A 23,234-nucleotide genomic window follows, 5' to 3' on the forward strand; every position below is an offset into this window, starting at 1 on the left:
TTACTCGAAGCGCGCCGCCAGCAGCACCACGTCCTCCGGGCTGTCCTGCGCGTCCAGTCCGTCCGGCAGCACCGTCCGCAGGACGTGGTCGGCGATCGCGCCCGGGTCGTGGCGCAGCGCCCTCGGCAGGCCGGCGGCCGCCGCGTGCAGCCGGGCGAAGGCGCGGTCCGTGGGGTCGCCGGTGCGGTGCAGCAGCCCGTCGGTGTAGAGCAGAACCGTCTCTCCTGCCGCGGCCTGGATCTCCACGCTCGGCGCTTCCCAGCAGGCCAGCATGCCGAGCGGCGCCGACACGGACGTCTCGACGAACTCCGTGCGCCGCTCGCCGATCAGCAGCGGCGGGCTGTGCCCGGCCCCGGCGAGGGTGATCTTGCGCAGGGCGGGCTCGCAGTAAGCGAAGAGGGCGGTGGCGGAACGGGCGGGCTCGGTGAGGCGCAGCAGCAGCTCCAGGTCGGACAGCACGGCGACCGGGTCCTCGCCCTCCATCACGGCGTACGCGCGCAGGGAGGCACGCAGCCGCCCCATGGCGGCGATGGCGCTGGGACCGGAACCGGTCACCGAGCCGACCGCGAGGCCCAGCGCCGCGTCCGGCAGCGGGAGTGCGTCGTACCAGTCACCGCCCCCGCGCGGGCCGGTACGGTGCCGGGCGGCGAGCTGGACGCCGGCGACCCGGGGCAGCCGCGAGGGCAGCAGTTCCTCGGCCATCGTCGCCATGCACGCGCGCGTGCGCTCGACTTCGAGGAGCCGTGCCAGGTGCTCGCCGGCGTGGGTGGCGTACAGGCCGACGAGATGCCGCCGGCGCTCGGTGGGTTCGGCGGGCTCGTCGTAGAGCCATACGGCGGCGCCCAGACGGCCGGGGGTCTCGGCGGACAGGGGGAGCGCGTAGCTGGCGGCGTAACCGAGGCGGGCGGCCACCTCGCGGTGCCGGGGGTCGAGGCCGTCCTCGCCGAGCAGGTCGGGTTGCGCGATCTCGCCGTCTCCGCCCGGCAGTCCGTCGAGGATCCTGCCGTACGACATGGCGCTGCGCGGCACGGTCTCGATGTGGCCGAGATCGGCCCTGCCGAGGCCCAGGCCGATGGTGGTGGACGGTCCGAGGCCGTCGGCCGGTTCCAGTACGACGAGACCGCGCCGGGCGCCCACCAGGGCGGCTCCGGCGTGCAGCAGTTCCTGGAGTGCGTCGGTCAGTGAGTCCGTACGGGCCAGGCGTTCGGTGAGTTCGTGAAGGGTCGTGAGGTCCGAGACCCAGCCGGCGAGGCGGTCCTGGAGCAGGGCCCCAGGGCCGGAGGGGACCGATGAGGCGGCCGAGGCGGCGGTCGCGGGCGCGACAGTGTGTGCGGGCGAGGGAACCGTTGAATCGATTCCAGCCACTTTCGGAGCGTGAGGGGCGTTCATGGTGTCCGGCTTTCCGACCGGTGCGTATTGCTCAAAAGCATCGCAAACCCCCATGTCATTCTGCGCCGCTAGCAGTGTCTCCACATGTACACGCACTCGTGAGGAGATGTCCAGCATTGTCCTGCTGGGATTCCTGGTGTCCGCGGGACTCAAGGGACTTTCTTCCGGAGAACTCGTGAACCTCTTGCGTAATGGCAAAGTTGGCTTAAAACTGCCTCAGGTAACGGGTGTTTGCGGTCGACTGGGCTTGTTCCACGGAGCGTCACAGCGGTTGTGATGGGTACGTACTCGGTAAGGACCAGGGGTGGTTGACGGCCACCCGGAACCTGGTGGCCGACCCGGGCGTCTTAGCCACCGACGACCGTGCCCCATCCTCCCGTGGCGGAGGCGGAGAGAAATACGCGGGACGGCAAAACGCCATACTTCGCCACCCCCCACGCCACGCCATGCTTTTGATAGACGCAGTATGGACGGACCGGCCGCGGATGCAGCCAATGCTCGGCCCATAGGGGTTCCCCTTGTCTTCGACAGGGGTGTGATGCGCCATCAGGTACGCACAGTGAAGTGATCGACACATGGTGTGATGTGGTCCACGGTGTTGCCAGCGGTGCAACGGAAAGGAACGAGCGCTCATGCGCGAGATCCTCGGAAGGCGACGCAGGCTCCTGTCCCAGCGCAGCGACGGGAGGCCTGAGTTGATCAGCGCGGCCCTGACCTTCGCGACGGAATGGCAGTGGCCCGTACTCCCGGGCGTGGCGGCCGACCCGCAGGGGCGTGCCCGCTGCGGCTGCCCCGACCCCGAGTGCACGGTGCCCGGCGCGCATCCCTTCGACCCCGGCCTCCTCGCGGCCACCACTGACGAGCGCATGGTGCGCTGGTGGTGGACCAACCGGCCGACGGCGCCGATCATCCTGGCCACCGGAGGCAGGGCGCCGTGCGCGGTCACCCTGCCGGCCCTCGCGGCCTCCCGCGCCCTGGCCGCGCTCGACCGCCAGGGGATGCGCCTCGGCCCGGTGATCGCCTCGCCGACGCGCTGGGCCCTGCTCGTGCGGCCGTACTCCATGGAACAGCTGGGCGAACTGCTCTACGCCCAGGACTTCGTGCCCGGCTCCCTCCGTTTCCACGGCGAGGGCGGCTACCTGGCTCTGCCTCCCTCCGAGACCGGCCAGGGCGAGATCCGCTGGGAGCGCGCTCCGCTGCCCGGCTCGGCCTCGCCGTGGGTGCCCGACGTGGAGGCCGTGGTGGACACGGTGGTCGAGGCCCTCACTCGTACGGGTGTGAGCGCGCCCGAGTTGTAGGGGTGTCGGGCGCGCGCGGAACCGGGTGCGCCTCTGACGTCGTTATCTTCCGGTACATGCCGCGTCATTCCGGGCGACACAGCGCCCCATTGCCGCTCCGCGGCGGGCCGGACCCCCGAAGAGTCCGCCTCCTCGCCCTGGTGGGCGTCGTGTTGTGTGCGGCCGCGCTGCCCCTGGCCGTGGCGTCCGCGGGACCGGCGGACGACCGGGACCGCTCCGTCGGACGTCCCTCTCCGCGTGACGACGCCAAGGCCTCCTCCGCCCGGCCGGCCCGTTCCTCCCTGCTGCTCGGCCTGGGCCTGACCACCGCCGCCCGCTGCGGCCCCGAGCTCTCCTCCCCCGACGGCGTTGAGGCGCAGACCTGCGTGCTGTCCCGGGGCGAGTACACCTGGGCGCGTACTTACTACCGCAACGCCACCGGCGGCGACCTGGACTCCGTGCTGAGCCTCATGGGGCCCGGTGGGCGCACGGTGCAGATGCGCTGCGCGGTGGGAGCCGACGACGAGCCGGGGACCTGCGAGACGCCCCACGAACGCACACGGGGGAACCTGGCGGCCTACACGGCGGTCACGGAGTTCGCCGCGCGGGCCGGGCGTGGACCGCTGCTGCTGCGGTCGGGGAGCAACTCCGGGGCGCCTACGGGCAGTTGACGTGTGGCTGCAGTGGGTGGACGGAGCCGCACATGGAAAGACCCGGTTGCTGGCGACGGGGGATGCACCAGCAACCGGGCTACTGGAACGGTAACAAGAGATCGGCTGTACGCAAATTCGATCTCCTCGTTCCGTGGCCTATTCGGACACCGTTGCCATCGGGGTCGCGGCGCCGACCGGACTGCTGGAGCGGGGAGTTGTGAACGGAGTCACCGACTCCGGAGCATGCGGTTGTGCTGACCGGCCAGTCAGCACAACCGCGTCTGCGCCCTGTGCGTCAGCTGAGCGTGACCTGCCGGTTGGTGAGGCCGCCGCGCGCCCGACGCTCGTCGGCGGTGAGCGGTGCGTCCGAGGCCAGCGCGGTGGCGAGGCGCTCGGCGAACTCGGCGGCCGGCTTCTCCACGTCCTGCGCGCCGACCTCGCTCGGCAGGTCCCAGACCGGCACGGTCAGACCGTGGGCGCGGAAGGAGCCCACCAGACGCGTGCCCTCGCCGAGGCTCGACCTGCCCGCCGCGTGCAGCCGCGCGAGAGCGTCCAGAAGCTGCTCCTCCGGGTGCGGCATGACCCAGCGCAGGTGGTTCTTGTCCGGCGTCTCGCACCAGTAGGCGGCGTCCACGCCGGTCAGCTTCACCGTCGGGATGGCGGCGGCGTTGGCCCGCTCCAGGGAGGCGGTCACGTCCGGCGTGGCGCTCTCCACGTCCGGCACCCAGAACTCGAAGCCGCTGTGCACAACTGGCTCGAACGCGCCTTCGCGGTCGAGGAGATCCTGCAGACGAGGCCCCTCGGCCGGTGCGCGGCGGCCCTGCACCGGCGTGCCCGGCTCCGCTTCCAGGGCCCGCTGCAGGGTGTCGGCGAGGTCGCGGCTGATGTCGCCCGACGCCGTGTCGTTCTGCAGGCCGATCAGGACCGAGCCGTCGTCGCGGCGCAGCGCCGGCCACGCCATCGGCAGGACCGTGGCGAGCGTGACCGACGGGACGCCTTCGGGAAGGCCGTCCTTGAGCGTCAGTTCGACCGTGGCGGCAGGCACCAGCTCGCGCAGTGCCACCCAGTCGCACTCACCGGGCAGCCCTTCGAACGGGCGGTGCACCAGCTCGGTCACCGCGTGGGCGGCGGCCCGGCCGTGGCACGCCTTGTAGCGGCGGCCGCTGCCGCAGGGGCAGGGCTCACGGGCGCCGACAACCGGAACGTCTCCATCGGCGCCTGCGGCGCTGGCCGCACCGCTGATCTGCGGGCGCTTGGCCTTCGTCTGGGGTCGCTTCTTGGCCATCGTGGCTGTCTCCCGGTTACGGCTCTTCTGGTACGGGCGGGAGCCTAGCCGTTCGCACGGGAAGCCACGGGACCCTGTGGACAACGTGCCGGGTCGTCCCGAACCGGCGGTTCAGTCCAGGTCGTCGAAGGCGTCCGCGAAGCGCAGGTCCGGTAGGGCCGGCACGGCCGGAGCCATGGGACTGCCTCCCGCTCGAGCGACGTCGAGGCTGGAGGAGCGTGTGACGAGGTCGCCGGGCCGGCACCCGGCGTCCGGATCGTGGACGTCCTCGTGCACGACGACCCACACCGTGACCTCGCCGCGCACGTCGTCCCGTACGCCCCAGTCGTCGGCCAGCGCCGTGATGATGTTCAGCCCCCGGCCGCCGTGTGCGGTGACCGAGGGCGTGGCCGGAGCCGGGCGGGTCGGACCACCGCCGTCCGTCACCTCGACGACCAGCCGGCCGCTCGTGTCCACGCGCCATGCCGCCCGGACGTCGCCGTCCCCGGCCAGGGCGTCGCCCAATGGCCGACCGTGTTTGCACGCATTGCTCAAAAGTTCGGAAAGGATCAGTACGGCGTCGTCGATGACCGATTCCGCCACGCCACCGCTGCGCAGCTGAGCGCGCATGCGATGTCTCGCTTCCCCCACGCCCGCAGGGCCATGGGGTACGGCCATGCTCGACGACGTGGGCACCTCCTGTGCCACCACCAACGCCACCCCCGAGACCTCCTTCGCCCCACGCCACGGTGTGGATGCCCCATTGGCCTGTACCGGAAACCGGCCAATGCAGGTCCGGTGACGCATTCGCAACGATCGAATACGCATCGAACGCGCCGGAGCACTCCCTGTAGTCGCGTGGCTGGATTTCGCTGGTGTGGCCGAGATCGGAGGATGCTGCAACGGAGCTGGGGGGTCAAGAGGTACTGATGGGTCTCTTGTGACTTTTGAGGTCTTCCTGATCCAGTTGTGATCTTCTACGGTCGGTTACGACCTTCTCTGCCTTCTCTGCTTCTTTTCTCTGTGCAGATGTGATCGTCTCCGCTCCGGATCATCGGCCGAGCTGACGCAGCACCGCGCGCGGGCGGTTGGTGATGATGGCGTCGACGCCCAGATCGACACAGAGATCGACGTCCTCGGGCTCGTTGACGGTCCACACATGCACCTGGTGACCGGCCTGCTTCAGACGTTCGACGTACGCCGGCTGATTGCGCAGGATACGGATCGACGGTCCCGCGATCCGGACCCCCGCGGGCAGCCGTCCGTCGCGCAGCCGGGGCGAGACGAATTGCATCAGGTAGACCGTCGGCAGGGTCGGAGAAGCGGCGCGCACCCGGTGCAGCGAGCGTGCCGAGAAGCTCATGACGCGCACCTGCGACTCGGCGGCTGAGGCCGGATTGTCCAGCCCGAACCGCTTCAGGAGCAGCAGCAGGCGCTCCTCGACCTGTCCCGCCCAGCGCGTCGGATGCTTCGTCTCGATCGCCATCTCCACCCGCCGTCCCGCGTCGGCGACGAGCTCGAGCAGCCGCTCCAGGGTGAGGACGGAGGTGTCCTCACGGTCCTCGGGGCGGTACTCCCAGTCGGGTTCCTCGTCGCGTGTGCGCCAGAAGTCGCGCGTCTTGCGGGAACTGAAGTCCAGGGAGGCGAGATCGGCGAGTTCCAGCGCCGAGACCGCCCCGCGGCCGTTGGAGGTGCGGTTGACGCGGCGGTCGTGCACACAGACGAGATGGCCGTCCGCGGTCAGGCGAACATCGCACTCGAGGGCGTCCGCACCGTCCTCGATCGCCTTCTTGTACGCGGTCAGGGTGTGCTCGGGGGCCTCTTCCGAGGCGCCACGGTGGGCGACGACTTGGATGTGGTGCTGCCGTGCGTGGGTCACCGCGTCATGGTGCCACCGGGGCGGGGTACACGTCGGGCCGGACGGGTCACCGAGGGGCTGTGATGGCATCGCGGACGCTCCGGAGAGGAGTCTGAGAACCGTCTGAGATGTTCCGAGGATGCGCACGATTCTTCCCTCATGTCACATATAAGGAGTGGTCGTGGACCCACAGCCACCGCTTATGGTGCTCTGACGGCCCGTGGGAAAAGCTGAGGGCATACAAAAGCACATGCACAGCTTTCAGCGCGCCGGGTCGACGAGCGTGAACAAGCGTGACCGAGTGCGACCGAGGACAAACAGCCGTGGATCGAGGAGAAGAGCTGTGAGCACCGAGAACGAGGGCACCGCGGTACCCCCGGCCCCGTCCGCACCCCCCGTGCCGGTGGCATCTCCCGCGACCTCCCCGCAGACCGACGCGCCCCAGGACGGGGCGCCGACGACCCCGCTCCCGGCGGCACCACCGGCCGCCCCCGGCGCGCGCCCGGAGCAGGAACTGGTGCACGCGGGCCAGAGCCAGACGCCGGCGTACGCGTCGACGGGTCCCCAGGAGGGAGCACCGGGTTCCGGACACCCGCAGGAGGGTGCGGGTGCGGGGCAGGGCCCCGGCTTCCCGCACGAGGCTCCGGCACAGGGCGCCGGATTCCCCCACGCGGGCCAGGCCCAGGGCTCGCCGCACGAGGGTGCGGCACCGTGGTCGGGATCCCCGCACCAGCCTGCGGCAACCGGCTCCGGGCCTGCGCCGGAAGGCGCCGCGGCTGCGTGGCCGCCCCCGCCGCCCGCCACGCCCTCGTACGCCGACGGGGGCGGCGGGGCGGGATCGGGCTGGGGATCGTCCTACGCGCAGCAGCCGCCGCCGAAGTCCGGTGGTGGCCGTGGCGGTCTCGTCGCCGCGGTCCTGGTGGCCGCGCTGGTCGCGGGCGGCCTGGGCGGCGGCATCGGCTACACGCTGGCCAAGGACAACGACACCACCGGCTCCACCACCGTCTCCGCCTCCACCAGCGGTGGCGACGTCAAGCGCGACCCGGGCACGGTCGCGGGGGTGGCCGCCAAGGCGCTGCCGAGCACCGTCACCATCGAGGCCGAGTCCAGCAACGGCGAGGGCGGCACCGGCACGGGCTTCGTCTTCGACACCCAGGGCCACATCGTCACCAACAACCACGTCGTCGCGGACGCGGTCGACGGCGGCAAGGTGACGGCCACGTTCCCCACCGGCAAGAAGTACGACGCCGAGGTGGTCGGCCACGCCCAGGGCTACGACGTCGCGGTCATCAAGCTCAAGAACGCCCCGTCGGACCTGAAGCCGCTGACGCTCGGCGACTCCGACAAGGTGGCCGTCGGCGACTCCACGATCGCCATCGGCGCGCCCTTCGGCCTCTCCAACACGGTCACCACGGGCATCATCAGCGCGAAGAACCGCCCGGTGGCCTCCAGCGACGGCAGCGGCAGCAACGCCTCCTACATGAGCGCCCTGCAGACGGACGCTTCGATCAACCCGGGCAACTCGGGCGGCCCGCTGCTCGACGCGGCGGGCAACGTCATCGGCATCAACTCCGCGATCCAGTCCACCGGCAGCGGCGGTCTCGGCGGCTCCGGCCAGTCCGGTTCGATCGGCCTGGGCTTCGCCATCCCGATCAACCAGGCCAAGTTCGTCGCCCAGCAGCTGATCAAGACCGGCAAGCCGGTGTACGCCAAGATCGGCGCGTCCGTCTCCCTGGAGGACTCCACGGACGGCGCGAAGATCACCGACCAGGGTTCCGGCGGCTCCGCCGCGGTCGAGTCCGGTGGCCCCGCCGACAAGGCGGGCCTCAAGCCCGGCGACGTCATCACCAAGCTGGACGACACGGTCGTCGACTCAGGCCCGACCCTGATCGGCGAGATCTGGACCCACAAGCCCGGCGACAAGGTCACGATCACCTACGAGCGAGGCGGCCAGACCCACACGGTCGAACTCACCCTGGGTTCACGCGAGGGCGACAGCTGACGCACGCGCGCGTGCACCGAAACCTGGTGAGCGGGGGTGCCGGAGGAGTCCGGCGCCCCCGTCTTCACGCGCCTCGGGTGTTCAGTTCGTGAGAAACGAGCTTGGCCGGACACCGGTGCACCGGCGATCTGACGAGTACGGCGGGCCGATCTCATGGCCGAGCGACGGCCCAACGCCCCGTGATCCCCGCACCGCCCGGTACGCTGTACCCGCTCCGCCCCAGGTGGGCAGAGCAAGGGTGGGTTGCCCGAGCGGCCTAAGGGAACGGTCTTGAAAACCGTCGTGGCAGCGATGTCACCGTGGGTTCAAATCCCACACCCACCGCGCAGGTGAACGGCCCCCTGACCAGGTAAATCGGTCAGGGGCCGTTGTTCTCCGCACCGCCCGTTGGTGCCCGTAATTCCCCGGTGTTCCCCGCTCGATCGGGCACGACTGGGGCACGGAGCCCTCTGATCCGTAGCTCTAGCCCGATCGCGCGTCCGCGGTCCTTTGCGTCCGCCGCTCCCGGAGAAAGCTGACCGCGTGGCGAGTGGCAGCGATCAGTATGGAGAGCACGACGGCGGCGTAGAGAACTCGCCTCCAACCTGGGCCGTCCGAGTAAGCGACTTCTCCCGCGCACCATAGGGCTACAAACGTCCACCATGTGAGGGCTCGCCAGCGCCGCCGCTTCGTGATCACTGTCGGGCCACCTCTCTTGGAGTGTCTGGACCCCCGTCGGATCATGCCGTAGCCACGTCCTGCCCACACCCCACACGCGGCCCGTCACACCCGTCCGCATCCGGCGACGACCCTGTCCCGGGTCTGTGACATCGGCCGTTTCCGTGCTGTGGCGCGGCGACGCCGTTGCTACGGTCCCGCTCCGGGATGCGGCCGATCGGGCCGCCCGTGAACAGGGGGACGTACCAGATGAACGCCAACCGGCTCAGACCCGCTCTCGTCGCGCTCGCGGCAGTCGCGCTGACCGCTGTGCTCACCGGGTGCCAGAAGGGCGGGTCCGCCGCCGCGGCCGACGTGGCGGCCGGGGCGAGTGCCACGGCCGGGGCGAGTGCCACGCCCGGCACGTCCGGCGGTACGCCGAGCGCGGGCGCCACGGCCCCTTCGTCGTCCGGTACGTCCGGCAGCAGCGGTGGGTCCGCCGGGAAGGCCGGCGCCAAGCCGGCCGCGTCGGCCGGGACGAGCGCGCCCAAGAGCGACTGCGCCAGTGAGCCGCCGACCCCGGACGAGGTCGACCCCGACGAACTCGCCGTGTACCGCGTCGAGGAACTCGACGGCAGCACCGGCAAGGTGAACCTCGTCATCCAGCACGGTGCCTGGGGATGTCCCGGGAAGGACACCGACGGCGCGCCCTTCGTCGTCACCGGCGAGGACAGCCGCTGGGCCCTCGACCAGGCCGCGTACGTCACCGCCACCAACCCGATCACCGACAGCACCGAGAACCGGCGGATCGGCGTGCAGGAGCTGATCGACTGGATCGACGCGCATCCCGACTCCGGCCTCGTGTTCCGGTACGAGACCGGCGACGACGGCGCCATCCACCGGCTGGAGCAGGTCTTCATGCCGTAGCCGTCGCGTGGCCGCGGATGAGAAGGGGTGCCCCGGCACGGGACACCCCTTCCGTGTGCCTGCCTGCTAGAGCTCGTAGTCCCGTGCCAGCTCCTCCCACGCGATCTCCCGCAGTGCCGCCTCCGCATCGCACCCGGCGGGAATCTGCGGGGTGGGCTGGAACCAGATGATCGCGAGGGCCGAGCGGTACAGGACCGGATCGTGGGCCGGGTCGATCGCCGTGGACCGGAAGGCGCCCACGCAGGCCACGGCCGGCAGGACCTCGACGGGGCCGAAGGCGCCCGCGTACTGGTCGGGGTGTTCGCGAGGGGGCGGTACGAGGTGGACCGGGGTGGCGGGAAAAGCACGTTCGGCGGTGCCTAGGAGGTACTTGATCTGCATGTCGTTGACCGGACGGCACGGGTAGCCCTCCAGCATCCCGCCGTACGTCGACGAGAGCCGCAGCTCGGAGAGTTCGATCGGGCGGCCGGAGGTGAGGACGACACGTGTGAGGGACATGGTCGGCACCTTAGGGCGAGGTCTCACCCGGCTCCCCCGGATTTTCCGGGCGGTGCCGGGTCATGCGTGCCGCCGAGGCGATCGTGGAGCGGGCCTCGCGTTCGGGCAGGCCGGTGCGGACGGCGGCCGCCACGAGGTCGTCGCACAGCTCGGGCCCGATGCCGTCCTCGTACGCGCGGCAGGCCGCCCAGAACAGGCGGGTGTTGCGCTGACCCTCGTGCGCGGCGAGGACGAACTGGACCAGGCCCTGGCCGTGGCCGCCGCCCGACGACGGCGTCGAGGGGTGGGGTGTGCGGGGCGGTGGGAGCAGGAGGCGGAGCAGGGCGGGCGGGCAGGCGGCGGGGGCGATGTGCGAGGTGCCCGGGGCGGTGGCGTAGACGCCGTGGTCGGTGCGGGATCCGGGCCCGACGAGGTAGCCGCCGGCGCCCCGGACGTCGATGCCCGGCGCGAGTCGGCTCGCCGAATTGGGGACGACGACGTCCGACGGGCCGGTCAGCCACAGATGGCGGCCGCCGCTGGGGGTGAGGACGACCACGGTGGGCGGGATCGTGAACAGGTGCCGCAGGGCCAGTTCGCGCAGGGCCGCTGTGGAGTCCGTGCCGGATTTCGTGTCGAGGTCGATGCCGATCAGGTGGTGCGGGGGCAGGCCGCAGGCGATGCCGTAGCCGGTGGCCCAGGGGGCGGCGGCGAAGAGTTCACGGATGCGGACCGGGTCGGTGGAGGCGTCGTACACACCGTGCCCGAACCGGCCGCACTCGCCGTGGCAGGCGGGCGAGGACGGTTCGTCGCGGTGGGGGGAGCGCAGGGCCGGGAGCTTCGTACGGGACAGGGGGATGACCGCCAGGCCGCGTTCGGCGGCTGACAGTGCGTGTGCCAGGGCCAGCGTCGTGGCCTGCCGGGGGTGCCGGTCGGTGGTGGCCATGACTCCATTTTCGTACGAATGTTCGATAGAGGGAAGAGGGTTTTGCGGGCGCCCTTGGCGAGTGGGCATGGCGAAACGGGTTTATCGACCATTCGACACGCTTAAGGGCGAATCACGACTTACAGCGCGGTTCAGTGCGGTTTCCGTGGGCAACTCTGATCCCGCGACGTCGTGCACAACCGCCGGGGCGGTCGGCCAACTTCCCTGGCAGCAGTCGTACTTCACGCATCGTTCGAACCAAGAGGCCGGTGCGTACCCCCGTTCTGGAGGAACAACATGGCAAGCATCCGTACCGCCCGCGTTCTCGCCGCCGTCTCCGCCCTCCCCCTCACCGCCGCCCTGTTCGGCGGCGTCGCGGCGGCGGACAACGGTGCCTTCGCGGACGACGGATCGAACGCGGCCGCCGCGAGCGTCATCGGCATCGGTGCCGGGCGCGACAACAGCGGCAACTCGGCCACCACGCAGCAGCAGGCGGTCGGCTCGGGCGCCTCGAACCAGAGCAATACCGCCCAGCTCAAAGACTCCGCGTTCTCACCCGTCAACCAGGGCAACGAGAACGTCGCGATCAGTTTCACCCCGCTGTGGTGGTGAGCTGAAGGGCCGGCCGGGGCCCTCGACTCCCGTGCCAGGTGTGCTCTGAGGGATGTCACGCGTCTGCGCGGCGGTGCTTCGGCGTCGCCGCGCAGACGTTTCCGGGTGCGGGGCCCGGGTGGCCCGGTGACCTTGACAGTGCACCTCATCTGACGGACAGTCAGAAACTCTCGCGGAGGACATGGGAACCCGAGCGGGGCGGGCGGTGTACCAGGAATGTACGAGCGATGCGCGAGGCGGGACGAGGGGGCGGTGGTGAACGATGGACGACGAGCTGGCGGTACACCTGAAGACGTACGAGGGGCGGGCGGCCACCATCGCCGGCATCGGCAAGGACCCCGTCAACGTGCCCATGATCCGGCACTGGTGCGAGGCGATGGGAGACACCAATCCTTCGTACGTCGGGCCGGACGCCGTCGCCCCGCCCACCATGCTCCAGGTGTGGACCATGGGCGGCCTGTCCGGGCACGGGGGGCGCGCGAAGGCGTACGACGAGCTCCTCGGCCTGCTCGACGGCGCCGGCTACACCTCGGTGGTCGCCACCGACTGCGAGCAGGAGTACGTGCGGCCCCTGCGCCCCGGCGACGAGATCACCTTCGACTCGGTGATCGAGTCGGTGTCGGAGCGCAAGACGACCAGGCTCGGGACCGGGTACTTCGTGACCAGCCGCATGGACGTCCGGGTGGGCGAGGACCTCGTCGGCACACACCGCTTCCGCATCCTCAAGTACGCACCCGCGCGCCGGAAACCCAAGGAGCGCCGCCCCCGCCCGGTCGTCAACCGCGACAACGCCGGCTTCTGGGCGGGAGTGCGGCAGCACAGACTGCTCATCCAGCGCTGCGCTGACTGCGGCATCCTCCGCTTTCCCTGGCTGCCCGGCTGCAACAGCTGCGGCTCCCTGGACTGGGACCCCCTCGAGGCGTGCGGTGAGGGGACGGTCTTTTCGTACGTCGTGATGCACCACCCGCCCTTCCCGGCGTTCACGGCATCCGATCACGGCGCCGACGCGGCGGGGCCCTACGCGGTCGCGCTGATCGAACTGGCCGAGGGAGTGCGGATGATCAGCAACGTCGTGGGGGTGCCGTACGACAAGGTCCGCATAGGACTGCCGGTGCGAGTCGAATTCCGGGCGTACGACGACGAGTTGGTGCTGCCCGTGTTCCGAACCCGGGAGGGGGTCGCATGAGGGCCGGTGACAAGCTGCCCCCGCTGGAGATCGAGATCACCCGCACCCTGATCGTCGCCGGCGCCCTCGCCTCGCGCGACTACCAGGACGTGCATCACGACCCGGAGCCGGCACGCGAGAAGGGCTCGCCGGACATCTTCATGAACATCCTGACCACCAACGGCCTGGTCGGCCGCTACATCACCGACCACTTCGGCCCTGCCGCCCTCCTCCGCAGGGTCGCCATACGGCTCGGTGCCCCCAACTACCCCGGCGACACGATGGTGCTGCGGGGCACGGTCGAGGAGGTCGACGGGGACACGGCCGTCGTGAAGGTCACCGGGGAGAACGGGATCGGTACGCATGTGACCGGAAGGGTGACGGTCACTGTTCCCGCGGAGGTCACGTCATGAGTTTACGGACGGCCGACGTCCTCGGCGGACGCGCCGCGATCGCCGGTATCGGGGCCACGGAGTTCTCCAAGGACTCCGGGCGCAGTGAACTGCGGCTGGCGGCGGAGGCGGTGCGGGCCGCCCTCGACGACGCGGGCCTCAGGCCCGGGGACGTGGACGGGATGGTCACGTTCACGATGGACACCAGCCCGGAGATCACCGTGGCGCAGGCCTGCGGCATGGGCGAGCTGTCCTTCTTCTCCCGCGTCCATTACGGCGGCGGGGCGGCCTGCGCCACGGTCCAGCAGGCGGCGCTGGCCGTGGCGACGGGAGTGGCAGAGGTCGTCGTCTGCTACCGCGCCTTCAACGAGCGGTCGGGCCGCCGCTTCGGCTCAGGGGTCCAGCACCGGGAGCCGTCCGCGGAGGGCGCCGCGCTCGGCTGGTCGCTGCCGTTCGGGCTGCTCACCCCGGCGTCCTGGGTGGCGATGGCGGCCCAGCGGTACCTGTACACCTACGGGCTGACACCGGAGGCGTTCGGGCACGTGGCCGTCGTGGACCGAAAGTACGCGGCGACCAACCCGGCGGCCTACTTCCACGGCAGACCGATCACCCTCGCCGACCACGCCGCGTCCCGCTGGATAGCCGAACCCCTGCGGCTCCTGGACTGCTGCCAGGAGACGGACGGCGGCCAGGCCCTCGTCGTCACATCGGTGGAGCGGGCCCGCGACCTGCCGCACCCGCCCGCGGTCGTCGCGGCGGCCGCCCAGGGCGCGGGCAGGGCCCAGGAGCAGATGACCAGCTTCTACCGCGACGACCTGACAGGACTGCCCGAGATGGGCGTGGTGGCCCGCCAGTTGTGGCGGACCTCCGGCCTCGCGCCTGCCGACATCGACGTGGGGATCGTGTACGACCACTTCACCCCCTTCGTGCTGATGCAGCTGGAGGAGTTCGGCTTCTGCGCGCCCGGCGAGGCGGCCGGCTTCGTGGCCGAGGAGCGGCTGCCGCTGAACACGCACGGGGGGCAGCTCGGGGAGGCATACCTCCATGGGATGAACGGCATAGCGGAAGGGGTACGACAGGTGCGCGGGACGGCGGTGAACCGGATACCGGGGGCGGAGTGCGTCCTGGTGACGGCGGGGACGGGTGTGCCGACGTCGGGGCTGGTCCTGACTGCGCAGGGATGACCCCCCAGGGGTGATCCCGCAGTAGGGACGGCTCTCCCGTCCACCTTCAGGAGGTGGAGCCAGCCCCACCCCTACAACCTGAGGCGGACGCTGCTTCGGGACCTGGGGCCGATCCGCCGGAGGTGCCCCCACTCCTAGCGTGGAGCCATGACCACACCCGTCTGCACCAGCGCCTCCGACGCCGCCACCTCAGCGAGGCGGACCCGCGTGCACGCGACGTACCCCTCCTTCTCGTCGTACGTCAGGGCTCGCCAGCCCGTGCTGCTGCGTACCGCCCGGTCGCTCACCGCGAACCCGAGCGACGCGGAGGACCTGCTGCAGACGGCGCTCACCAAGACGTACGTCGCCTGGGAGCGGATCGAGGACCACCGGGCCCTCGACGGCTATGTGCGCCGGGCGCTGCTGAACACGCGGACGTCGCAGTGGCGCAAACGCAAGGTCGACGAGTTCACGTGCGACGAGCTGCCCGAGCCGGAGCCTGTGCCCGGCGAGGACGACCCGGCGGAGCAGCAGGCGCTGCACGACGCGATGTGGCGGGCGATCATGAAGCTGCCGGCCCGGCAGCGGGCGATGGTCGTCCTCAGGTACTACGAGGACCTGAGCGAGGTGCAGACGGCCGAGGTGCTCGGCGTGTCGGTGGGCACGGTGAAGTCGGCGGTGTCGCGTGCGCTGGGGAAGCTGCGCGAGGATCCTGAACTGGGGCTTGTTCGATAGTGGGCCGTAGTGGGGATTTGACCCGCGCTTTAACGTGACCTGATCGATCGTCGCTCCCTAGTGACATACCGCGCGGTATGTGAGCAGAATCAGCGCAACCATTACCACCGCGTAGGCAATGTCGCCCGGGAGGACGCCGTGCAGAGCACCATGCAGGACGTACCGCTGCTGATCTCGAGGATTCTGACCCACGGGTCACGGATCCACAGCACATCGCAGGTGACCACCTGGACCGGCGAGGAGGAACCCCACCGCCGCTCCTACGCCGAGATCGGCGCCCGCACGGCCCAGCTGGCGCACGCCCTGCGCGAGGACCTCGGGGTCGTGGCGGACGACCGGGTCGCGACGCTCATGTGGAACAACGCCGAGCACGTCGAGGCCTACTTCGCGATCCCCTCCATGGGCGCGGTCCTGCACACCCTCAATCTGCGCCTGCCCCCCGAGCAGCTGGCGTGGATCGTGAACCACGCGGCCGACAAGGTCGTGATCGCCAACGGTTCGCTGCTGCCGCTGCTCGCCCCGCTGCTGCCGCACCTCAAGACGCTCGAGCATGTCGTGGTCTCCGGGCCGGGCGACCGTTCCCTGCTGGCGGACGCCGCCGCGCAGGTGCACGAGTACGAGGACCTGATCGCCGGGAAGCCGACCGAGTACGACTGGCCCGAGCTGGACGAACGCCAGGCCGCCGCGATGTGTTACACCTCCGGCACCACCGGCGACCCCAAGGGCGTGGTGTACAGCCACCGTTCGATCTACCTGCACTCCATGCAGGTGAACATGGCCCAGTCGATGGGACTGACGGACCAGGACACCTCGCTGGTCGTGGTCCCGCAGTTCCACGTCAACGCCTGGGGCCTGCCGCACGCCACCTTCATGACCGGCGTGAACCTGCTGATGCCGGACCGCTTCCTGCAGCCCGGGCCCCTCGCCGAGATGATCGAGTCCGAGCGCCCGACCCACGCGGCCGCCGTCCCCACCATCTGGCAGGGCCTGCTGGCCGAGCTGACCGCCAAGCCGCGTGACGTCTCCTCCCTCGGCCAGGTCACGATCGGCGGCTCCGCCTGCCCGCCCTCCCTCATGGAGGCCTTCGACAAGCTCGGCATGCGGGTGTGCCACGCCTGGGGCATGACGGAGACCTCTCCGCTCGGCACGATCGCCCGCCCGCCTGCCCATGTGGTCGGCACGGACGAGGAGTTCGCCTACCGCCTCACCCAGGGCCGCTTCCCGACCAGCGTCGAGGCCCGCCTCACCGGCCCCGGCGGCGAACGCCTTCCCTGGGACGGCGAGTCGGCCGGCGAGCTGGAGGTGCGCGGCCCCTGGATCGCGGGCGCCTACTACAACGGCCCCGACGGTGAACCGCTGCGCCCCGCCGACAAGTTCAGCGAGGACGGCTGGCTCAAGACCGGTGACGTCGGCACCATCAGCCCCGACGGCTTCCTCACCCTCACCGACCGCGCCAAGGACGTCATCAAGTCCGGCGGCGAGTGGATCTCCTCGGTCGAGCTGGAGAACGCCCTGATGTCCCACCCGGACGTCACCGAGGCGGCCGTCGTCGCCGTCCCCGACGAGAAGTGGGGCGAGCGTCCGCTGGCCACCGTGGTCCTCAAGGAGGGCTCCACCGCCGACTTCGAGTCCCTGCGCGCCTTCCTCGCCGACGAGGGCAAGATCGCCAAGTGGCAGCTCCCGGAGCGCTGGACGATCATCGAGGCGGTTCCCAAGACGAGCGTCGGCAAGTTCGACAAGAAGGTGCTGCGCAGGAAGTACGCGGACGGGCAGCTGGACGTCACCAAGCTCTGACCGGCGCGGGCCCACGTCACCGGCGTACTCCCACGTCCTCACCGCCGTACGACATCCCCTCACCGTCGTACGGCGGTCGCCCCCCACCCCAGCAGCAGCCACACCCCCGCTCCGGCCCGCGTGGCTCAGGCGAGGCCCGCCAGGGCCGAGGCGAGGGCTCCGCCAGCGAGACCGGAGACCACGTGCGCGCTGTCGGCGGTGGCCGGGATGGAGGTGGTGGTCAGGGCCAGGGGCTGGTTGGCGACGGGGAGGCCACCAGGGCGGCGTGGAGCGCGATCGCCGCCACGAACAGGGCGACCGGCACCTGCCCGCCCAGCCAGAACAGCGGCGCGGACGCGGCGGCCAGCAGGTGGGCGGACCGTACGACCTTGGCGGCGCCGAAGCGGTCGACCAGACCGCCCGCGAGCGGTGCCGCCGCCCTGGCCGCGAGACCGAACAGGCCGAAGAGCCCGGCGGTCGCGGTCGACAGGCCGTACGTCCGGCCCGTCAGCAGCAGGGCCGACGAGGTCCACAGGGCGCTCCACGCGCCGTACATCCCGGCCTGGCGCACGCATGCGCGCCAGAGCTCGGGCGAGCGGCGTACCAGGCCCCGGCATGGGGTCGAGGCCCGAGAAGAGCCCGCCTGCGCGCCGAGGGCGTTCCGCCGGCAGGACGGAGACGGTCAGCAGACCCAGGACCGCGCTGAGGGCGGCCGCGCCTACGAAGACCCGGCGCCGGCCGAAGGCCTGGCCCGCCAGGCGGCCCAGGACCCGGGCCGCGACGATGCCGCTGCCGCGCCGGCTCTTCTGGGAGGGCATCCCCACGCCCGCGCCGAACCGCCCGACGAGGCCGAGCGCCGGAACCACTACGCCGGCAAGGCCGTCGCCCTCGAGCACGGACAGGCCCGGGGCGTCATCACCGTCGCGATCCCGACCGGCGAGGACACGGACCGCGAGCGCCTGTGTGCCTCCATCAAGGAGGTGGCACGCGGGCTGGTGGTGAAGTAGCCGCTGCGCGGGACGAGACGTGTGAGCTAGTTGGTGCCGATCCGCGCCAGCAGGTCGACGATCCGGCTCTGCACATCGCCGCTGGTCGACCGTTCCGCCAGGAACAGCACCGTCTCCCCCGACGCCAGCCGCGGCAGGTCCGCCTGGTCGACGGCCGCGGTGTAGACGACCAGCGGGGTGCGGTTGAGCTGCCCGTTCGCGCGCAGCCAGTCCACGATCCCGGCCTGCCGCCGGTGCACCTGCAGCAGGTCCATCACCACGAGGTTCGGCCGCAGCTGCCCGGCGAGCGTGACGGCGTCCGCGTCGCTCGCCGCCCGCGCCACCTGCATTCCGCGCCGCTCCAGCGTCGACGTCAGCGCCAGCGCGATCTCCGCGTGCTCCTCGATGAGCAGCACCCGCGGCGGATGCTGCTCGCTGTCGCGCGGAGCGAGCGCCTTCAGCAGTACGGCCGGGTCGGCGCCGTACGCCGCCTCGCGCGTCGCCTGCCCGAGTCCCGCTGTGACCATCACCGGCACCTCGGCGGCCACGGCCGCCTGCCGCAGCGACTGCAGCGCGGTGCGCGTGATCGGCCCGGTCAGCGGGTCCACGAACAGCGCGGCGGGGAAGGCCGCGATCTGCGCGTCGACCTCCTCGCGCGAGTGCACGATGACGGGCCGGTATCCGCGGTCGCTCAGCGCCTGCTGGGTGCTCACGTCGGGCGCGGGCCACACCAGAAGCCGGCGCGGGTTGTCCAGCGGCTCCGGCGGCAGCTCGTCGTCCATGGGCTGCGGCCGAGGTGTGTCGGCGACTTCGACCGCCCCCCCGGGACCGTCCAACGGTTCGGGTCCCTCGGCGGCGTTCTCGTCCGGCGCGCCGATGGCGTACGACCGTCCGGCCCCCTCCGTCGCCTGCGCGAGCCGGGACTGGCCGGTCGGCGCGGGCTGGGGTTGCGGCTGCTGCTGTGGCTGCGGTTGCGCCGAGGTGGGCGCGGGGGGCTGCTCGGTCGCCGGGTGCGGGCGGGCCGTCTGCTCCGGGCGTGCGGCGGCCGGGTCCGGCGGCGTCCCCAGCTTGCGTCGGCGGCCCGAGCCGCCCGGCTGCTGCGGGGGCGGCGTGGCGGCCACCGGCTGCTGCACCTGCGCGGCCTGCCGGGTGAACGGCACACCCTGCCCCAGCGTGCGCACGCTGATCGCCCGCCCCTGCGTGGAGTTCGGATCCACGGGTGCGGCGACCGCGGCCTCGGCGGGCAACGGCTGCGCCGTACGCGTCTGCGCCACGGCGGACTCCGGGGGGAGGGGAGTGCCGGGGGCCGGGGTCGGGTGCGGGTTCTGGGGTTGCGGCTGAGCGGGTGCGACGGCAGCGGGAGGCAGGTGGGCGGGGATCGCCGGGGGCGCGAGCGCGGGCGCCGCGGCGGGCGCGGTGGCGCCCGGCGGTACGGGTGCGCCCGCGCCGGAGGTGCCGTCCGCGGGGTTGCCGACCGGTGCGGGCTGGGCCTGGGGGGCCTGGGCCTGCGCGGCCTGAAGCTGCGGAGACGCGACCTGCTGGGCCTGCGCCGGAAGCGCCTGCGCGGGAACACCTGGCGAGGGGACCCCCTGTGCCGGCGTTCCGATTGCCTCCGCAGGCTGGGCCACGGCTCGTCGACGGCGGCCCGTCGGGGCGCTCGTGGGATGCGGCTGCGGCGGAGTGTGGTCCTCGGACTGGTCGTGCGCCACCGCGTCGTGGCGGCCCTGGTCGACCAGGGCGTCACCCGGGGCGCTCGGGCCGGGGATCTGGGCCGGCACCTGTGCCTGAGCCGGCGGCTGAGGCAGGGGCCCCTGCGTACCGTCGGCAGCACCCGTACCACGGGCACCCGCCGTCCCGTCCGCCGACCGGTCCTGGTCGGCCTCGGCGGGCGGAAGGGCGAACACCGTACGGGGCGCGGCCTCCTGTGCGGCGGCGCGTTCGTTCGCGGCCGCCAGGGCACGTCGGCGCCGCCCGGACGGCTGCGCGTCGTCGGCCGGGACGACGCCGCCCGCGGCGGACGGGTCGGGGGTGGCGGGCAGGGCCGGCGGCAACGCGTGCTGTTCGTCGGCGACGCGCCGGGCGCGCCGTCCGGCGGGCGCGGGCACGCCCTGCGGCGGGACCGTGCCGCCGAGTCCCGTCCCCGAGGCCGCGGTTCCGGCAGCGTGCTCGGCGGCGGTGACGACGGCACCCTCGGCGGGCGCGCCGGGCGCACCCTCAGCCGCGTCCCCGTCCTCGGCGGGCCGTCCGCGCCGCCGTCCCGTGCCGCCGGAGACCTCGCCGGCCTCGGCGGGGGCGGCTTCCTCGGCGGCGGCACCCGCCCGCCTCCGCCGTCGCCCGGTGGGAGCGGCCGCATCCCCGTCCGGGCCACCGGATCCCTGGGAACCGTCGGCACCCTGTTCGCCGGGGACGTCGCTCTCCAGGAACGCGTCGACGGAGGACCGCCGGGCGCGCCGCCTGCCGGGGGCCTGCTCGAGGGCCGGGGCACCCCCGGCGGCACCGCCGTCCGCGGCGGCCGGAGCCTGGGCCGCGACGGCGCCCGCGCCTTCCCCGAGGGGGACCTCGAGGACGTACGCACTGCCGCTCATGCCCGGCACCTCGTGCGTCTGGAGCACACCGCCGTGCGCCCGCACGATCCCGCGGACGATCGGCTCGTGCACCGGGTCTCCCCCGGCGTACGGCCCGCGCACCTCGATCCGTACGACCTCACCGCGCTGCGCGGCCGCCACCACGACGGTGTTGTCCATGTAACCGCCCGCCGACACGGGGGCGTTGCCGGTCGCGTCGACCCCGGCCACATCCGCGACGAGATGCGCGAGCGCGGTGGCCAGGAGCCGCGAGTCGACCTCGGCCTCGATGGGCGGCGCGTGCACGGCGAACTGGACACGCCCCGGCCCGATGAGTTCCACCGCGCCGTCGACGCCCGCGGCGACGACGGCGTCGAGCATCACCTTCGTACGGACGATCTCCTCAGTGCCCGTGTCGAGCCGCTGATAACCGAGCACGTTGTCGATGAGCGTGGTGATCCGCGAGTAACCCGCCGACAGGTGGTGGAGCACCTGGTTGGCCTCGGGCCACAGCTGCCCGGCGTCGTCCGCGGCCAGCGCGGCCAGATCACGGCGCAGCTCGTCGAGGGGCCCGCGCAGCGACCGCCCGAGCAGCGTCAGCAGCTGCTCGTGCCGTGCGGCCAGCGCCTCGTACCGGTCCTTCTCCCGCTCCCCGAGCGCGGCGTACCGCTCCTCACCCGCGGCGAGTTCCTCCTCGTGCCGCTCCTGCAGCTCCTCGAGCTCGGTCACGTGCTTCTGGCGCAGCGCGGTGAGCTCGGAGGCGTGCTCCTCGTCGATCCGCTCCAGCTCTTCCTCGTGCTGCTTCTGCGCGGCGGCCTTCTCGTCGGCGAGGGTGTCGTACGGCCGTCGGTCGGTGAAGGTCATGACGGCACCGACGAGCTGGTCGCCGTCACGCACCGGTGCGGTGGTCAGATCGACCGGAACCTTGTCCCCGCTCTTGGACCACAGCACCTGTCCGCGCACCCGGTGCTTGCGCCCGGAGCGCAGGGTGTCGGCGAGCGGCGACTCCTCGTACGGGAAGGGCGAGCCGTCGGCCCGCGAGTGCACGACGAGGGTGTGCAGCTCCTTGCCGCCGAGGTCGCTGGCCCGATAGCCCAGTATCTGAGCGGCGGCCGGATTGACGAGGACGATGCGCCCGTCCGTGTCCGTCCCCACGACACCCTCGGCCGCGGCCCGCAGGATCATTTCGGTCTGACGCTGCGAGCGGGCCAGTTCGGCCTCGGTGTCGACGGTCCCGGACAGGTCGCGTACGACGAGCATCAGCAGCTCGTCGGAGGCGTAGCCGTAACCGTCGTAGGCCTGCTGCCCGTTCTCGAGGTTCGCGCTGGTGACCTCGACGGGGAACTCGCTCCCGTCGGTGCGCCGGGCGATCATCCGCGTCGGCTTGGTCCGCGCCCGCGGGTCGAGGTGATCGGGCCGCCGCATCGAGCCCGGGATGAGCTTGGAGTCGAACTGCGGCAGCAGATCGAGCAGCCCGCGCCCCACCAGAGCGGTCCCCGGCGCCTCGAAGGCCTCCAGGGCGATGGTGTTGGCGTTGACGACGGTCCCATTGGCGTTGACCAGCACCAACGCGTCGGGAAGCGCGTCCAGTATGGCTGCGAGGCGAGCAGCGCCTCGGGATGGCCTGCTGCTCACGAGTCGCTTCCTCCCTGTTACCGCATCTTGCCGACCGCTCGGGCCATCTTGCCAACCGGCCCGCAACGTGTCACGCGAGGGAGTCTAAGCGCTGCGGTTGCGCTCGCGACGCCGGATGAGAGGGAGCTCGCACGACGAAGTGATGTGGAACGTGTGACCGGGTGGCCCGGCCTGCGCGGGACCTTCGCGGGACGTTCACGGAGTCTCTGTGACCGCCGTGAGACGCCTGTGCCGGGGCCGGCCTGTACCGACGGACCGGGACCTGTGCCCGCAGGTCGGGAAGGAGCGGCACGAGCCGGTCCCAGCGGGCGGTCTCGCATCCGTCGCTCCGGTCGTACGTCGCGTCGACGGGACGTCCGGCCCACGTCCCGGTGACGTGCGCGGTGGCGGGCCCGCCGTACTGCATGGTGCAGACGTCCCCTTCGGGCGCGGGCGCGAAGGGGTCCGTCCCCCAACGGGTGCCCCGGTCGAGGACCCGGCAGGCCCGACGCACGTGCGGGTGACTGCCACCACCGGGATGGCAGTACAGCTCGTACGTCCCGTCCTTCCCGCGGCCGGCGTCCCGGACGGTGACGGTGAGGTGGTCGCCGGACGTCCGGTCCTCGTCGCGGAGGGGCGGGGGCATGCGGGAGGGGAAGGAGAAAGGACCGGCACCGGAGGCTTCGGGGCCGGGGCCTGTGCCGGTGCCGCGGGCGTACGCCACGGTGGGCGCCGCGGACCACGACGAGACCACGACGACGGAGGCGGCGGCGCCGACGAGGAACCGGCGCAGCCCGCGGGAGGTGATCTGCAACATGCCCTGAC

The 23,234-nt window shown here is 71.9% G+C and carries 18 protein-coding genes, 1 tRNA gene and 2 pseudogenes; 12 read left to right on the top strand and 9 right to left on the bottom strand.

The genetic code is table 11. From position 1 onward, the window contains the following. Positions 1-1,506, bottom strand: a complete 1,506-nt coding sequence (locus ABZO29_RS22875) for a PP2C family protein-serine/threonine phosphatase (protein WP_367326202.1) — start codon at positions 1,504-1,506, stop codon at positions 1-3. A gap of 515 nt (positions 1,507-2,021) precedes the next feature. Between ABZO29_RS22875 and ABZO29_RS22880 the strand changes: the two genes are divergently transcribed. Further along, on the top strand, positions 2,022-2,687 hold the full coding sequence (locus tag ABZO29_RS22880; protein WP_367322057.1) for a bifunctional DNA primase/polymerase: 666 nt from the start codon (positions 2,022-2,024) through the stop codon (positions 2,685-2,687). A 149-nt stretch (positions 2,688-2,836) separates the two neighbouring features. Next, a complete protein-coding gene (locus ABZO29_RS22885) occupies positions 2,837-3,337 on the top strand; it encodes a hypothetical protein (protein WP_367326203.1) in 501 nt (166 codons plus the stop codon). 277 nt (positions 3,338-3,614) lie between these two features. On the opposite strand, the gene ABZO29_RS22890 is transcribed toward ABZO29_RS22885, so the two are convergent. The 3 genes from ABZO29_RS22890 to ABZO29_RS22900 form a co-directional block, all read right to left on the bottom strand. Then, positions 3,615-4,604 carry a DUF5926 family protein gene (locus ABZO29_RS22890; protein WP_367322058.1) on the bottom strand — a complete coding sequence of 330 codons (990 nt, stop codon included), beginning with the start codon at positions 4,602-4,604 and terminating at the stop codon, positions 3,615-3,617. 111 nt (positions 4,605-4,715) lie between these two features. Then, positions 4,716-5,390, bottom strand: coding sequence for an ATP-binding protein (locus ABZO29_RS22895; protein ID WP_367322059.1), 675 nt, complete (start codon positions 5,388-5,390; stop codon positions 4,716-4,718). A 244-nt stretch (positions 5,391-5,634) separates the two neighbouring features. Continuing rightward, positions 5,635-6,462 carry a glycerophosphodiester phosphodiesterase gene (locus ABZO29_RS22900; RefSeq protein ID WP_367322060.1) on the bottom strand — a complete coding sequence of 276 codons (828 nt, stop codon included), beginning with the start codon at positions 6,460-6,462 and terminating at the stop codon, positions 5,635-5,637. A 322-nt stretch (positions 6,463-6,784) separates the two neighbouring features. Here ABZO29_RS22900 and ABZO29_RS22905 point away from each other — a divergent pair, with 322 nt between their 5' ends. The 3 genes from ABZO29_RS22905 to ABZO29_RS22915 all read left to right on the top strand — a co-directional run bounded on the left by ABZO29_RS22905 (position 6,785) and on the right by ABZO29_RS22915 (position 10,006). Then, positions 6,785-8,443 carry a trypsin-like peptidase domain-containing protein gene (locus ABZO29_RS22905; protein WP_367322061.1) on the top strand — a complete coding sequence of 553 codons (1,659 nt, stop codon included), beginning with the start codon at positions 6,785-6,787 and terminating at the stop codon, positions 8,441-8,443. A 237-nt stretch (positions 8,444-8,680) separates the two neighbouring features. Beyond that, positions 8,681-8,767 (top strand) — tRNA-Ser (locus ABZO29_RS22910). 582 nt (positions 8,768-9,349) lie between these two features. Continuing rightward, positions 9,350-10,006: a hypothetical protein gene (locus ABZO29_RS22915; protein WP_367322062.1), complete on the top strand. Its 657-nt coding sequence runs from the start codon at positions 9,350-9,352 to the stop codon at positions 10,004-10,006. A 66-nt stretch (positions 10,007-10,072) separates the two neighbouring features. Here the strand turns inward: ABZO29_RS22915 and ABZO29_RS22920 are convergent, their stop codons facing one another. Next, positions 10,073-10,504: a hypothetical protein gene (locus ABZO29_RS22920; protein WP_367322063.1), complete on the bottom strand. Its 432-nt coding sequence runs from the start codon at positions 10,502-10,504 to the stop codon at positions 10,073-10,075. A 10-nt stretch (positions 10,505-10,514) separates the two neighbouring features. Next, the gene (locus tag ABZO29_RS22925; RefSeq protein ID WP_367322064.1) at positions 10,515-11,426 is read right to left on the bottom strand and encodes a bifunctional DNA primase/polymerase; all 912 of its coding nucleotides are present in this window, start codon (positions 11,424-11,426) and stop codon (positions 10,515-10,517) included. Between the two features lie 276 nt (positions 11,427-11,702). On the opposite strand from ABZO29_RS22925, the gene ABZO29_RS22930 reads away from it, so the two are divergent. The 6 genes from ABZO29_RS22930 to ABZO29_RS22955 all read left to right on the top strand — a co-directional run bounded on the left by ABZO29_RS22930 (position 11,703) and on the right by ABZO29_RS22955 (position 17,266). Then, on the top strand, positions 11,703-12,017 hold the full coding sequence (locus ABZO29_RS22930; RefSeq protein ID WP_367322065.1) for a hypothetical protein: 315 nt from the start codon (positions 11,703-11,705) through the stop codon (positions 12,015-12,017). Between the two features lie 262 nt (positions 12,018-12,279). Next, positions 12,280-13,203: a bifunctional MaoC family dehydratase N-terminal/OB-fold nucleic acid binding domain-containing protein gene (locus ABZO29_RS22935; protein WP_367322066.1), complete on the top strand. Its 924-nt coding sequence runs from the start codon at positions 12,280-12,282 to the stop codon at positions 13,201-13,203. Beyond that, on the top strand, positions 13,200-13,595 hold the full coding sequence (locus ABZO29_RS22940) for a MaoC family dehydratase (protein WP_367322067.1): 396 nt from the start codon (positions 13,200-13,202) through the stop codon (positions 13,593-13,595). The genes ABZO29_RS22935 and ABZO29_RS22940 overlap by 4 nt, the downstream gene beginning before the upstream one ends. Further along, positions 13,592-14,758 carry a lipid-transfer protein gene (locus tag ABZO29_RS22945; protein WP_367322068.1) on the top strand — a complete coding sequence of 389 codons (1,167 nt, stop codon included), beginning with the start codon at positions 13,592-13,594 and terminating at the stop codon, positions 14,756-14,758. The genes ABZO29_RS22940 and ABZO29_RS22945 overlap by 4 nt, the downstream gene beginning before the upstream one ends. Before the next feature lie 147 nt (positions 14,759-14,905). Then, positions 14,906-15,472 carry a SigE family RNA polymerase sigma factor gene (locus ABZO29_RS22950; RefSeq protein ID WP_367322069.1) on the top strand — a complete coding sequence of 189 codons (567 nt, stop codon included), beginning with the start codon at positions 14,906-14,908 and terminating at the stop codon, positions 15,470-15,472. A 150-nt stretch (positions 15,473-15,622) separates the two neighbouring features. After that, a complete protein-coding gene (locus tag ABZO29_RS22955) occupies positions 15,623-17,266 on the top strand; it encodes a long-chain fatty acid--CoA ligase (protein ID WP_367326204.1) in 1,644 nt (547 codons plus the stop codon). Between the two features lie 59 nt (positions 17,267-17,325). Here the strand turns inward: ABZO29_RS22955 and ABZO29_RS22960 are convergent. The 3 genes and pseudogenes from ABZO29_RS22960 to ABZO29_RS22970 form a co-directional block, all read right to left on the bottom strand. Next, positions 17,326-18,036: pseudogene (locus ABZO29_RS22960) on the bottom strand (MFS transporter); the annotation flags it as partial. 242 nt (positions 18,037-18,278) lie between these two features. Continuing rightward, a complete protein-coding gene (locus ABZO29_RS22965; protein WP_367322070.1) occupies positions 18,279-22,430 on the bottom strand; it encodes a PAS domain-containing protein in 4,152 nt (1,383 codons plus the stop codon). Positions 22,431-22,701: 271 nt separating this feature from the next. Continuing rightward, positions 22,702-23,133, bottom strand: a pseudogene (locus tag ABZO29_RS22970) (SSI family serine proteinase inhibitor); the annotation flags it as partial. Here ABZO29_RS22970 and ABZO29_RS22975 point away from each other — a divergent pair. Continuing rightward, the gene (locus tag ABZO29_RS22975) at positions 23,054-23,233 is read left to right on the top strand and encodes a hypothetical protein (RefSeq protein WP_367326432.1); all 180 of its coding nucleotides are present in this window, start codon (positions 23,054-23,056) and stop codon (positions 23,231-23,233) included. The pseudogene ABZO29_RS22970 and the gene ABZO29_RS22975 overlap by 80 nt on opposite strands. Position 23,234: the final 1 nt, after the last annotated feature.

The organism is Streptomyces sp. HUAS ZL42 (genome assembly GCF_040782645.1).
Taxonomy (GTDB): Bacteria; Actinomycetota; Actinomycetes; order Streptomycetales; family Streptomycetaceae; genus Streptomyces.

Bases quoted from the DNA above. Each gene is read 5' to 3' on its own strand.
- ABZO29_RS22875 (WP_367326202.1), bottom strand. From the start codon at position 1,506: ATGCTGGACATCTCCTCACGAGTGCGTGTACATGTGGAGACACTGCTA.
- ABZO29_RS22880 (WP_367322057.1), top strand. From the start codon at position 2,022: ATGCGCGAGATCCTCGGAAGGCGACGCAGGCTCCTGTCCCAGCGCAGC.
- ABZO29_RS22890 (WP_367322058.1), bottom strand. From the start codon at position 4,604: ATGGCCAAGAAGCGACCCCAGACGAAGGCCAAGCGCCCGCAGATCAGC.
- ABZO29_RS22895 (WP_367322059.1), bottom strand. From the start codon at position 5,390: ATGCGTCACCGGACCTGCATTGGCCGGTTTCCGGTACAGGCCAATGGG.
- ABZO29_RS22915 (WP_367322062.1), top strand. From the start codon at position 9,350: ATGAACGCCAACCGGCTCAGACCCGCTCTCGTCGCGCTCGCGGCAGTC.
- ABZO29_RS22920 (WP_367322063.1), bottom strand. From the start codon at position 10,504: ATGTCCCTCACACGTGTCGTCCTCACCTCCGGCCGCCCGATCGAACTC.
- ABZO29_RS22925 (WP_367322064.1), bottom strand. From the start codon at position 11,426: ATGGCCACCACCGACCGGCACCCCCGGCAGGCCACGACGCTGGCCCTG.
- ABZO29_RS22930 (WP_367322065.1), top strand. From the start codon at position 11,703: ATGGCAAGCATCCGTACCGCCCGCGTTCTCGCCGCCGTCTCCGCCCTC.
- ABZO29_RS22935 (WP_367322066.1), top strand. From the start codon at position 12,280: ATGGACGACGAGCTGGCGGTACACCTGAAGACGTACGAGGGGCGGGCG.
- ABZO29_RS22940 (WP_367322067.1), top strand. From the start codon at position 13,200: ATGAGGGCCGGTGACAAGCTGCCCCCGCTGGAGATCGAGATCACCCGC.
- ABZO29_RS22945 (WP_367322068.1), top strand. From the start codon at position 13,592: ATGAGTTTACGGACGGCCGACGTCCTCGGCGGACGCGCCGCGATCGCC.
- ABZO29_RS22950 (WP_367322069.1), top strand. From the start codon at position 14,906: ATGACCACACCCGTCTGCACCAGCGCCTCCGACGCCGCCACCTCAGCG.
- ABZO29_RS22955 (WP_367326204.1), top strand. From the start codon at position 15,623: ATGCAGGACGTACCGCTGCTGATCTCGAGGATTCTGACCCACGGGTCA.
- ABZO29_RS22975 (WP_367326432.1), top strand. From the start codon at position 23,054: ATGCGGGAGGGGAAGGAGAAAGGACCGGCACCGGAGGCTTCGGGGCCG.